Genomic DNA, 12,230 nt, shown 5'->3' on the forward strand with positions numbered 1-12,230 from the left:
TATAACACCCAAGCAATTTGACTACTCGAAAGAGCATCAGATTGCGGTGTGTGAAGACGAGATGAACCGAAAGTTCGACGCTCACAAAACACCGAAAGCTGTCACATACCCAATTTGCTGAAGCGAAGCCATCTGGCTACGACTCAGTACCCGAATTTCTTGACGACCATAGAGCATTGGAACCACCTGATCCCATCCCGAACTCAGTAGTGAAACGATGCATCGCCGATGGTAGTGTGGGGTTTCCCCATGTGAGAGTAGGTCATCGTCAAGATTAAATTCCGAAACCCCTGATTGCTAACGCAATCAGGGGTTTTGTTTTGGGCGGTCGAAAAGTGTGGCCACGCAATGTATCAAGCGGTTCTCACTTGCAGTCTGTGACCGCCTTCAATGCTAAAGTCCATGCCTCGATTTTGCTTTTCCCAAGGAAGCCGTTATGCCGGATGCGACGTCCCTCAGCGCTGGATTCATGGTGGTTCACGGCAACCGCCTGGACGAACTGCGCAGTCTGGTAGTCAGTTGGATGCGCCGCTATCCGCTGGCTCCTTTGGAAAACGAAATCGCCCTGGTCCAAAGCAACGGCATTGCCCAATGGCTCAAGCTGGCCTTGGCCGAAGATCCCGAAGAAGATGATATGGGTGGCTGCGGCATCGCTGCGGCTATCGACGTGCAACTCCCCGGCAGCTTTATGTGGCAGCTCTATCGCATGGTTTTGGGCAAAGACGAAATCCCGCCCAAATCCTTGCTCGATAAGGCCCCACTGACCTGGCGCCTGATGCGTCTGCTCCCGGAGCTCATCGGCCAACCGCACTTCGAGCCCCTGCAGCGATTTCTCACCGACGACACCGACCTGCGCAAACGCTATCAACTGGCGGAACGCTTGGCCGACTTGTTCGACCAATACCAGGTCTACCGCGCCGACTGGCTGGAAGATTGGGCGGCCGGTCGCCACCAACTGCGCAACGGCCGAGGCGAAACAAAGCCCCTGAACCCGGCGAATTGCTGGCAGGCAGAACTCTGGCGTGCACTGCTACTGGATGTAGGCGAAGAGGGCATGGCCGAAAGCCGAGCCGGTGTTCACCAGCGTTTTATCGAGCGGATCAATACCCTCGAAAAAGCCCCCCAAGGCCTGCCGTCCCGAGTCATCGTTTTCGGCATCTCATCGTTGCCCGCCCAAGCGCTGGAAGCACTCGCCGGCCTGGCACGCTTCAGCCAAGTCTTGCTGTGCGTACACAACCCTTGCCGCCACCACTGGTCCGACATCGTTGCCGACAAAGACCTGCTGCGTAACGAGTACAAACGTCAGGCGCGCAAAGCCGGCATGCCCGTCACCATCGACCCGCAAACCCTGCACCAGCATGCGCACCCGTTGCTGGCCGCTTGGGGTAAACAGGGCCGCGACTACATTAGCCTGCTGGACAGCTACGACGACCCCAACAGCTACCGCGCTGCTTTCCGTGATGGCCGCATCGACCTGTTCAGCGACAACGAACCCACCACGTTGCTCAACCAATTGCAGGACGACATCCTCGAACTGCGCCCACTCAATGAAACCCGCGAACTGTGGCCGGGCGTCGATCTGAATCACGACAGCTCCATCCGTTTCCACATCGCCCACAGCGCCCAACGCGAAGTGGAGATCCTCCATGACCAATTGCTCCAGCGCTTCAGCGCCGACCCGGCACTGCGCCCGCGTGACATCATCGTCATGGTCCCCGACGTCGACAGCTACGCGCCGCACATCCGCGCGGTCTTCGGCCAGCTTGAGCGGAACGACCCGCGTTTTATCCCGTTCACCCTCACCGACCAAGGCCAACGTGGCCGCGATCCACTGCTGATCGCCGTCGAGCACCTGCTAAAACTCCCGGACAGCCGCTTCCCCGTCAGCGAAATCCTCGACCTGCTCGACGTTCCCGCCTTGCGCGAACGTTTTTCCATCAAGGAACGCGACCTGCCTACGCTGCACCGCTGGATCGAAGGCGCCGGCATCCGCTGGGGCCTCAACGCCGAACAGCGCGCCGGCCTCGGCCTGCCCAAGGAGCTTGAGCAAAACAGCTGGCGATTCGGCCTGCGCCGCATGCTGCTGGGTTATGCCGTGGGCACCGGAATTGCCTGTGACGGCATCGAACCCTACGATGAAATCGGCGGCCTTGACGCCGCGTTGATCGGCCCACTGGTCGCCTTGCTCGATGCGCTAAACCACGCCCATCAAGCCTTGTCACAACCGGCAAGCCCACAAGAATGGGGCGAGCGCCTGCAACGCCTGATGCAACTGTTCTTTCTGCCCAGCAGCGAGCACGACGACTATCTGCTTGGCCAACTCGAACAGTTGCGAGAAGACTGGCTGGAAACCTGTGAGTCCGTCGGCCTGCAGGACGAGTTACCCCTTACCGTCGTCCGCGAAGCCTGGCTCGCCGGCCTCGATCAAGGCCGCCTGTCCCAGCGCTTCCTCGCGGGGGCTGTCAATTTCTGCACCCTGATGCCCATGCGCGCCATCCCGTTCAAGCTGGTCTGCCTGCTCGGCATGAACGACGGCGACTACCCGCGCGCCCAACCGCCGCTGGACTTCGACCTGATGGGCAGCGACTACCGCCCCGGCGACCGTTCACGCCGCGAAGACGACCGCTACCTGCTGCTCGAGGCGCTGCTGTCGGCCCGCGATCAGCTCTATATCAGCTGGGTAGGCCGCAGCATCCGCGACAACAGCGACCGCCCGGCTTCGGTATTGATCGGCCAGTTGCGTGACCACCTCGCCAGCGGCTGGCATAACGCAGACACACAAGAACCGCTGCTGGAAGCCATGACCCAGGAGCACCCACTCCAACCCTTCAGTGCCCGCTACTTCCACGAAGGTGATGCGCTGTTCAGCTACGCCCGTGAATGGCAACTGCTCCACGAAGCACCCGTAGCCTCACCCAAGCAAGACGAACTGGCAGAGCACCACCAGGAAGAACCTCTAAGCCTCGGCCAGTTGCAAGACTTTGTGCGCAACCCCGTCAAACACTTCTTCAGCCAGCGTCTGAAAGTGTTCTTCGAAGCCGCCGAAGTCCCGCTGGCCGATGAAGAACCTTTCGTTCTCGATGCCTTGCAACGCTACAGCCTCAGCGACAGCCTGCTCAATGCAGCCTTGGCCCAGCCCGATCACATAGACCAGGCCCTGAATGCCCAAGCCCTGCGCCTGCAAGGCAGTGGCCTGCTGCCCATGGTCGGTTTCGGCGAATGCCTGCGTAATGAATTGGTCGAGCCATTGCCCGATCTACTGCAGCGCTATCAACACTTACTGGCGCTCTGGCCTACGCCACAAACCGCTGCCGAACCGATCAGTTTTGAGCATCAAGGCATCGAGCTGGAAGGCTGGATCAGTGGCCTGCATCGGCGCAGTGATGGCGGATTGTTAAGCGTCACCACCATCCCCAACAGCATCGGCTCGATCAAGACCCGCAAGTGGCATCGCCTGATCCGCCCGTGGGTCAATCATGTGGTGGCCTGCGCCTGCGGCCTGCCGCTGAGTACCGGGCTGGTTGCCAGTGACGACACCTTGCTGCTGGCCCCGCTGGAAAAAACCATCGCCCAAGACATACTCGGCAACCTGTTACTGGCCTGGCACACCGGCATGCGCAAACCACTGCCCGTAGCGGTGAAAACTGCCTTCGCCTGGCTCGGCCAAACCGATCCGGACAAGGCCCAGGCCGCCGCCAGCAAAGCCTACGAAGGCGACGGCCTGACCACCGACGGCGAACGCCGCGAAACCCCGGCGCTCACTCGCCAATTCCCGAATTACGCCTCGCTCATCGCCAGCGAAGAATTCGAAGGCTGGGCCGAAACCCTGTATCGCCCCTTGATCAACGCCCCATGGCGATCACTCAGCAGCGAGGAGGCCGGCGCATGATCGGTAAACCTTTGGCCCTAGCCTTCCCACTCAAAGGCAGCCAGCTGATTGAAGCCAGCGCCGGCACCGGCAAGACCTTCACCATTTCCGCCCTGTACCTGCGCCTGGTGCTTGGCCACGGTGGTGACCAATCCGGCTTTGGCCGCGAACTGCTGCCACCGCAAATCCTGGTGGTGACCTTCACCGACGCCGCCACCAAAGAGCTGCGCGAACGCATCCGCATCCGCCTGGCCGAAGCGGCGCGTTTTTTTCGTGACGAAATCGAGCAACCGGACGCGCTGATTGCCGACCTGCGTGACCACTACCTGCCCGAACAATGGCCGGCCTGTGCCAATCGCCTGGACATCGCCGCCCAATGGATGGACGAAGCCGCGGTCTCGACCATCCACAGTTGGTGCCAGCGCATGCTGCGCGAACACGCGTTCGACAGCGGCAGCCTGTTCACCCAGACCCTGGAGACCGACCACAGCGACCTGCTCGGCGAAGTGCTGCGCGATTACTGGCGGCTGTTCTGCTACCCGATGCACGACGATGCGCTCAATTGGGTACGCAAAAATTGGAGCGGCCCCGCCGCGCTGATGCCACGCGTGCGCGCGTTGTTCGGCAGCGAGCGGCCCACCGATGAAACCCGTGAGCCGGCCGAGTTGATCAACGCTTGCTTGCAAGAGCGCCGCCAAGCGCTGGTCGCGCTCAAGGCCCCCTGGCAACAATGGGCCATCGAACTGCGCGATATCTGCCTGCAAGCCGTCGCCGCCAAAGCCGTCGACGGCCGCAAGATGCAGGCGCGTTACTTCGAACCCTGGTTCGAAAAGATCAGCGCCTGGGCCGCTGACGAAACCCTCGAACAACTCGACATCGGCACCGGCTTCACCCGCCTCACGCCCGATGGCATGGCTGAAGCCTGGAAGGGCGAGCCGCCGCGTCACCCCGGCATCGACGCCATGGCCAGCCTCAAGGCCAGCCTCGACGCGCTGCCAACCCCCGACGCCGCCGTGTTGCAACACGCCGCCGGTTGGGTCGGTAAACGCTTCGAAGAAGAAAAACGCCGCCGCGCCGAAATGGGCTTCGACGACATGCTCATCCGCCTCAACGCCGCCCTGCAAGCCGACGGCGGCGAGCGCTTGGCCAGTGTGATCCGTGAGCAGTTCCCGGTCGCCCTGATCGACGAGTTCCAGGACACCGACCCGGTGCAATACAGCATCTTCGACAGCATCTACCGCATCGAAGAAAACCACCTCGACAGTGGCCTGTTCCTGATCGGCGACCCCAAGCAGGCGATCTACGCCTTCCGTGGCGCCGACATCTACACCTACTTGCGCGCCCGTCAGTCCACCACCGGCCGCCATCACACCCTGGGCACCAACTTCCGTTCCAGCCACGCGATGGTCGAGGCGGTCAACCATGTGTTCCAGCGTGCCGAAACCGGCCGTGGTGCGTTCCTGTTCCGTGAGCCGAATGGCGACAACCCGGTGCCGTTCCACTCGGTGTTGTCCCAAGGCCGCAAAGAGCAGTTGCAGGTCGATGGCCAAACTCTGCCGGCGATGAACCTCTGGCACCTGCCCACCGACCAGCCGATTTCCAACGCGGTCTATCGCCAACAACTGGCGGCCGCCTGTGCCACACAAATAGTTGAATTGCTCAATGGTGGGCAGCAGGGCCGCGCAGGTTTCCTACAACCGGATGGCAGCTTAAAAGGCGTACTCCCATCAGACATCGCCATCCTGGTGCGCGACGGCAAGGAAGCCCAAGCCGTGCGCGCCGAACTGGCCGCCCGTGGTGTACGTAGCGTGTACCTGTCCGACAAAGACTCGGTGTTCGCCGCCCAGGAAGCCCACGACCTGCTGGCCTGGCTCAAGGCCTGCGCCGAGCCGGACGTCGAGCGCCCACTGCGCGCCGCCCTGGCTTGCGTCACCCTGAACCTGTCACTGGCGGAACTGGAGCGTCTGAACCAGGACGAACTGGCGTGGGAAACCCGCGTGATGCAGTTCCGTGGTTATCGCGCGATCTGGCGTACCCAAGGCGTGCTGCCGATGCTGCGACGCCTGCTGCATGATTTCAAGCTGCCGCAAACCCTGATTGCCCGCAGTGACGGCGAACGCGTACTGACTAACCTGTTGCACCTGAGCGAACTGCTGCAACAGGCCGCGTCAGAACTGGACGGCGAACAAGCGCTGATCCGCCACCTCGCCGAACACCTGGCACTGTCGGGCCAGGCCGGTGAAGAACAGATTCTGCGCCTGGAAAGCGACGAACAATTGGTCAAGGTGGTGACCATCCACAAGTCCAAGGGCCTGGAATATGACTTGGTCTTCCTGCCGTTTATCTGCTCGGCCAAGCCGGTGGATGGCAGCCGCTTGCCGCTGCATTACCACGACGAACAGGGCAAATCCCAGGTCAGCCTGCGGCCCACCACCGAGCTGATCGCCCAGGCCGACGACGAGCGCCTGGCCGAAGACCTGCGTTTGTTCTACGTCGCCCTCACGCGTGCCAAACACGCGTGCTGGTTGGGCATTGCCGACCTCAAGCGTGGCAATAACAGCAGCTCGGTCTTGCACCTGTCCGCGCTGGGTTATCTGCTCGGCGCCGGTGCCTCGTTGGGCGAATCCGCCGGCCTGGCGCGCTGGCTGCTGGACTTGCAAGAGGGCTGCGCCCCCATCCACTACACCCACGTGCCCGACGCGCAAGACAGCCTGTTTCACCCGCCGCGCAACGAGGCCACCTTGCTGGCACCGCTACTGCCCAAGCGCAAGGCCGCTGAAAATTGGTGGATCGCTTCTTACAGTGCGTTAAGAATTGGCGACAGCATGAGCGCCGCTAATCTAGAAGCACCAGAAAGCCCACAAGCCCAGAAGCTGTTCGACGATGAACGCCTCGACCCCGACGCACCGCGTGAAGTGGCAGCGTCTGGCGGCGACATTCACCGTTTCCCACGGGGCCCTAACCCCGGCACCTTTCTCCATGGCCTGTTGGAATGGGCGGGCGAGGAAGGCTTCAACGTGACACCCGATGCCATCGAAAAAGCCGTGGGCGCCCGCTGTAATCGGCGCAACTGGGAAGGCTGGATCGTCACCCTCAGCGGCTGGCTCGGCCATTTGCTGCAAACACCGCTGCCGGTAGATAACGATCTAGTCGCCCTCAGCAGCCTGCAGCACTACCAGATCGAAATGGAGTTCTGGTTCGCCAGCCACAAAGTCGACGTGCTGGCCCTCGACAAGCTGGTGTGCCAGTACACCCATAAAGGCGTGTCCCGAGTAGCCGCCGAACCGGTGCTGCTCAACGGTATGTTCAAGGGCTTTATCGACCTGACGTTCGAACACGACGGCCGTTATTACGTGGCCGACTACAAATCCAACTGGCTCGGCCCTGACGATTCGGCCTACACGCAGGACGCCATGGAACAGTCGATCCTCGAGCACCGGTACGACCTGCAATACGTGCTTTACCTGCTGGCCCTGCACCGCCAACTGAAGGCACGCCTGCCGGATTACGACTACGACCGCCATGTCGGCGGCGCGCTGTACCTGTTCCTGCGGGGCACCCAGGCCACCAGCCAAGGCGCGTATTTCACCCGGCCGCCACGGGAGCTGATCGAAGGCTTGGACCTGTTGTTCCAGGGCAAACCCATACCGCCCAAGGTTGAGCCCGCCTGGGAACAAGGAGTGCTGCTATGAGCCTGTCGCCATTACCGCTTGAGGACCTGCAGCCCCTCAGCCGCGCCGCCGACCTGGTGCAGTTGTTGGAACGCTGGGTCGACCGTGGCTGGCTGCGCGCATTGGACAAAGCCTTCGTCGGCTTCCTCCACGAACTCGACCCGCAGGCCGACCCGCTGGTATTGCTGGCCGCCGCATTGACCAGCCACCAACTGGGCCATGGCCACGTCTGCCTGGACCTGTTCGAAACCCTTAAAGCGCCAGACTTTGCCCTGTCATTGCCCCCCGAAGGCGACCTGCAAACCGGCGCCATGCTGCTGCCCTCGCAATTACTCGGCGGCCTTGATGGCGCCCACTGGTGCCATGCGCTGGCCGCCAGCCACTTGGTCGCGCTGGCTTTGGATGGCAGTGAGTCGGCTCAAAGCCGCCCGCTGGTGTTGTCCGGCAAACGCCTGTATTTGCGCCGCTACTGGACTTACGAACGGCGCATCGACACGGCGTTGCGCCTGCGCCTGGCCACCCAGGAAACCGTCGCCACTGATTTGCCGCAACGCCTGAACACCTTGTTCGAACAACCGCCACCGGACGGCGTGATCGACTGGCAAAAACTCGCCTGCGCCCTGGCCACACGCGGGGCCTTCAGCATCGTCACCGGCGGCCCCGGCACCGGCAAAACCACCACCGTAGTGCGCTTGCTCGCGCTGCTGCAGGCCCCGGCCGTAGAGGCCGGCAACCCATTGCGCATTCGCCTCGCCGCGCCCACCGGCAAAGCCGCGGCACGCCTCACCGAATCCATCAGCCAGCAAGTGTTGTCGCTGAATGTGCTGGACAGCGTGCGGGAAAAAATCCCCACCCAGGTCACCACGGTTCACCGCCTGCTCGGCAGCCGCCCCGGCACGCGACATTTTCGCCATCACCTCGGCAACCCGTTGCCATTGGACGTGCTGGTGGTGGACGAAGCCTCGATGATCGACCTGGAAATGATGGCCAACCTGCTCGACGCGTTGCCGGCTCACGCACGCCTGGTATTGCTCGGGGACAAAGACCAACTCGCCTCGGTAGAAGCCGGCGCGGTGCTCGGCGACTTGTGCCGGGATGCCGAAGCCGGCTGGTACAGCCCCGACACGCGCCAATGGCTGCAAGCGGTCAGCGGCGAAGACCTCAGCGCCAGCGGCCTGCAGGAAGACCTCGAGGGCGGTCATCCGCTCGCCCAGCAAGTGGTCATGCTGCGCTACTCGCGACGCTTCGGCGAAGGTAGCGGCATCGGCCAACTGGCGCGCTGGGTCAACCAGCAAAATGCCGAAGAGGCGCGCAAACTGCTTACCGCTCGCAGCCACAGCGACCTGTTCTGCCTCAGCCTCAAGGGCGAACACGATCACGCCCTTGAGCGCCTGGTGCTGGACGGGCAGGGCGACGATGCCCAGGGTTATCGCTATTACCTGAATCTGCTGCAAAGCGCGCGCCCGGCCCTCGACACTCCACGTGAAGACGCCGCCTGGACTCACTGGGCGCAACAACTGTTGCAAGCCTTTGACGCCTTCCAGCTGCTCTGCGCCGTGCGCAAGGGCCCGTGGGGCGTGGAAGGTTTAAACCAGCGCATCACCGCAGCCTTGCGCAAAGTGCGGCTGATCGAAGGCGACGACCAATGGTACGAAGGCCGACCGGTGCTGATGACGCGCAACGACTACGGCCTGGGCTTGATGAACGGCGACATCGGCATCGCCCTCAAGCTGCCCGAAAGCGACGGTGGCCCACAGGTGCTGCGTGTGGCTTTCCCACGCAACGATGGCCAGGGTGGCGTGCGTTTTGTACTGCCCAGCCGTCTGAATGATGTGGAAACCGTGTACGCCATGACCGTGCACAAATCCCAGGGCTCGGAATTCACCCACACGGCGCTGATTCTGCCGGATGCGCTGAACCCGGTGCTGACCAAAGAGCTGATCTACACCGGCATCACCCGCGCCAAACGCTGGTTCAGTTTGATCGAACCGCGTGGCGGGGTGTTTGAAGAAGCGGTGCGGCGCAAGGTCAAACGCCTGAGTGGGTTGATGCTGGAGTTGGATGCCGCCCTCGATAAAGCTGACTGATAGGTCATGAAGTATTTCTGATTTAGTTGCCTGATTTTTCTGAAAAAATAGCAGGCTTTGATAAACCCCCAAGTCGTGGGGTTTTGCGCCGCTGTGCTATCGTTGCGGCATCACCCTGTAAAATAGCTGAGAGAATCGCTGCATGAACGTGGCTGTCTCGCCCACAGAGCGCAGTTCGAGCTGGAGACGCATGTTACTGGTGGCGGTGCTATGCCTGCTCGCCCCGCACGTATTTGCGCAGACGCCCAGCCTGGCCGATCACCGCGCCCAAGCCGTCACTCAAGTGGTACTCGGCATTCTCAGTTATGCCCGTTGGCCGGTGGAGCCTGCACAACTGCGGTTGTGCATCGTCGGTCCCACCCAATACACCGACGACCTGATCAAAGGCACCACCCAGGCCACTGGCCGCCCGGTGGTGGTCAAGCGCCTGCTCGCCGACAACCCCGATATCGTCAGCGCCTGCGACGCCATTTACATCGGCAAACTCTCCGCCGATGAACGCAGCCGTCTGTTCACCTCATTGATCGGCCACCCGGTGCTCAGCATCAGCGAAGGCGGCGACCAATGCACCGTGGGCAGCTTGTTCTGCCTGCGCGTGGGCGATGAGCAAGTGTCGTTCGAGGTCAACCTGGACTCCGTCGCCCGCAGTGGCGTGCGTATTCACCCCAGCGTGTTGCAACTGTCCCGCCGTCGAGCGCCGGCGCCATGAGTACCGCTAAAGTGCGGCCGACCTTGCGTTCGGTCATTGGCCGTGGGCATTTGATCCTGGCACTGGTGGCCGTGACCCTGGCCAGTGTGTCGCTGACCCTGCTCGGCGTGCTGGCGCTGCGCGTGTATGCCGAACACAACCTGCACCTGATCGCGCGCTCCATCAACTACACCGTTGAGGCGGCAGTGGTGTTCGACGACAGTGCCGCCGCCACCGAGGCCCTGAGCCTGATCGCCTCCACCGAAGAAGTGGCCCAGGCCGAAGTCTTCGATGCCAACGGCAAGCTGCTGGCGCAATGGATACGGCCCGATACCGGCATGCTCTCCAGGGTTGAACTGGCGGTGGCGCACACCCTGCTCGAACAGCCCATCAGCCAGCCGATCCTGCACCAGGGCCAACCCGTCGGCAGCATTCACTTGGTTGGCCATGGCGGCAGCCTGCTGCGCTTTTTGCTCAGCGGCCTGGCCGGAATTCTGATTTGTACCGCACTCAGCGCCTGGGTCGCGTTGTACCTGGCGCGGCGCCTGTTGCAAGGCATCACCCAACCGCTGCAAAGCCTCGCCGCCGTGGCCCACGCCGCCCGCAGCGAGCGCGATTTCGACCGCCGCGTGCCACCGGCGCAGATCGCCGAACTCGACAGCCTCGGCAGCGACTTCAACGCCCTGCTCGGCGAGATGGAAGCCTGGCAAAGCCACCTGCAAAGTGAAAATGAAACCCTCGCGCACCAGGCCAGCCACGACAGCCTCACCGGCTTGCCCAATCGCGCGTTTTTCGAGGGCCGCATGATCCGTGCGCTGCGCAGCGCCGCCAAGGTCAATGAGAAGGTGGCCGTGCTGTTCCTCGACAGCGACCGCTTCAAAGACATCAACGACAACTTCGGCCACGCCGCCGGTGATGCCGTGCTGGTCGCCGTTGCCGAGCGCGTACGTGCGCAACTGCGTGAGGATGACCTGGTGGCGCGCCTGGGCGGTGATGAATTCGCGATCCTGCTGGCGCCGCTGCACAAGGCCGAGGATGCCCAGCGCATCGCCGACAAGATCATTGCCAGTATGGACAAGCCGATCCCGTTGCCCGGCAATACCCAGGTGCTGACCTCCCTCAGTATCGGCATCGCCATCTACCCTGATCATGGCGCCACTCCCGGCACCTTGCTCAATGCCGCCGACGCAGCCATGTACCAAGCCAAGCGGCTGTCCCAGGGCGGCCAGCAAACGGCGGAGGCGGAGCCTACCGCTGCCAACGTTCAACACAGGAGTTGATCCCTTGTTCTCGAAAACGCGTGTTCTGTTTATCACTTTACTGGTGGCCTTCCTGGCCCTCGGCGGCTGCCAGACGCCTCCGCCCAAAGGCCTGACCCCGGCCCAAGTCGCGGTCCTCAAACAACAAGGCTTTGAACTCACCGACGAAGGCTGGGCCTTCGGGTTATCCGGCAAAGTGCTGTTCGGCAGCGACGTCGAAAGCCTCAACAAAGCCAGCACCGACATCGTTGAACGCATCGGCAAAGCCCTGACGGGCGCCGGCATCGAACGCGTGCGCGTCGACGGCCACACCGATGCCTCCGGCAAAGAAACCTACAACCAGCAACTGTCCCTGCGCCGCGCAAAAAGCGTGGGTAAGGTGCTGACCGGCGTGGGCATGAAAGAAGAAAACGTCCAACTGCGCGGCCTGGGCAGCGGCGAGCCGGTGGCGTCGAACACCACCGTGGCAGGTCGCACCGAGAACCGGCGCGTGTCGATCGTCGTGATCGCCGACTAAGCACCACACTCAGTTCCAAAGTGGCAATGCGGTCAACTGTGGGAGCTGGCTTGCCTGCGATGGCGGTGTATCAGCAGTAGATAAGCTGCCTGACCCACCGCCATCGCAGGCAAGCCAGCTCCCACACTTATTTGTGCCAG

At 62.4% G+C, this 12,230-nt stretch carries 6 protein-coding genes and 1 rRNA gene; all 7 read left to right on the plus strand.

Annotation, left to right across the window (positions count from 1 at the left end):
• Positions 1–158: 158 nt before the first annotated feature.
• The 7 genes from rrf to yfiB all read left to right on the plus strand — a co-directional run bounded on the left by rrf (position 159) and on the right by yfiB (position 12,090).
• A 5S ribosomal RNA gene (rrf, locus tag BLV67_RS28450) occupies positions 159–274 on the plus strand.
• 162 nt (positions 275–436) lie between these two features.
• Complete coding sequence (recC, locus tag BLV67_RS28455) at positions 437–3,889, plus strand: exodeoxyribonuclease V subunit gamma (RefSeq protein ID WP_069788232.1); 3,453 nt, start codon at positions 437–439, stop codon at positions 3,887–3,889.
• On the plus strand, positions 3,886–7,560 hold the full coding sequence (gene recB / locus BLV67_RS28460) for an exodeoxyribonuclease V subunit beta (protein ID WP_069788231.1): 3,675 nt from the start codon (positions 3,886–3,888) through the stop codon (positions 7,558–7,560). The genes recC and recB overlap by 4 nt, the downstream gene beginning before the upstream one ends.
• The gene (gene recD, locus BLV67_RS28465) at positions 7,557–9,626 is read left to right on the plus strand and encodes an exodeoxyribonuclease V subunit alpha (RefSeq protein WP_069788230.1); all 2,070 of its coding nucleotides are present in this window, start codon (positions 7,557–7,559) and stop codon (positions 9,624–9,626) included. Before recB ends, recD begins: the two co-directional genes overlap by 4 nt.
• Positions 9,627–9,768: 142 nt before the next feature.
• The gene (yfiR, locus tag BLV67_RS28470) at positions 9,769–10,335 is read left to right on the plus strand and encodes a regulatory sequestration protein YfiR (protein WP_069788229.1); all 567 of its coding nucleotides are present in this window, start codon (positions 9,769–9,771) and stop codon (positions 10,333–10,335) included.
• Positions 10,332–11,594: a diguanylate cyclase DgcN/YfiN gene (gene dgcN / locus BLV67_RS28475; RefSeq protein WP_065930493.1), complete on the plus strand. Its 1,263-nt coding sequence runs from the start codon at positions 10,332–10,334 to the stop codon at positions 11,592–11,594. Before yfiR ends, dgcN begins: the two co-directional genes overlap by 4 nt.
• Positions 11,595–11,598: 4 nt before the next feature.
• Complete coding sequence (gene yfiB / locus BLV67_RS28480; RefSeq protein WP_069788228.1) at positions 11,599–12,090, plus strand: outer membrane lipoprotein YfiB; 492 nt, start codon at positions 11,599–11,601, stop codon at positions 12,088–12,090.
• The last annotated feature ends 140 nt before the right edge of the window (positions 12,091–12,230 follow it).

The organism is Pseudomonas salomonii (assembly GCF_900107155.1).
Lineage (GTDB): Bacteria > Pseudomonadota > Gammaproteobacteria > Pseudomonadales > Pseudomonadaceae > Aquipseudomonas > Aquipseudomonas salomonii.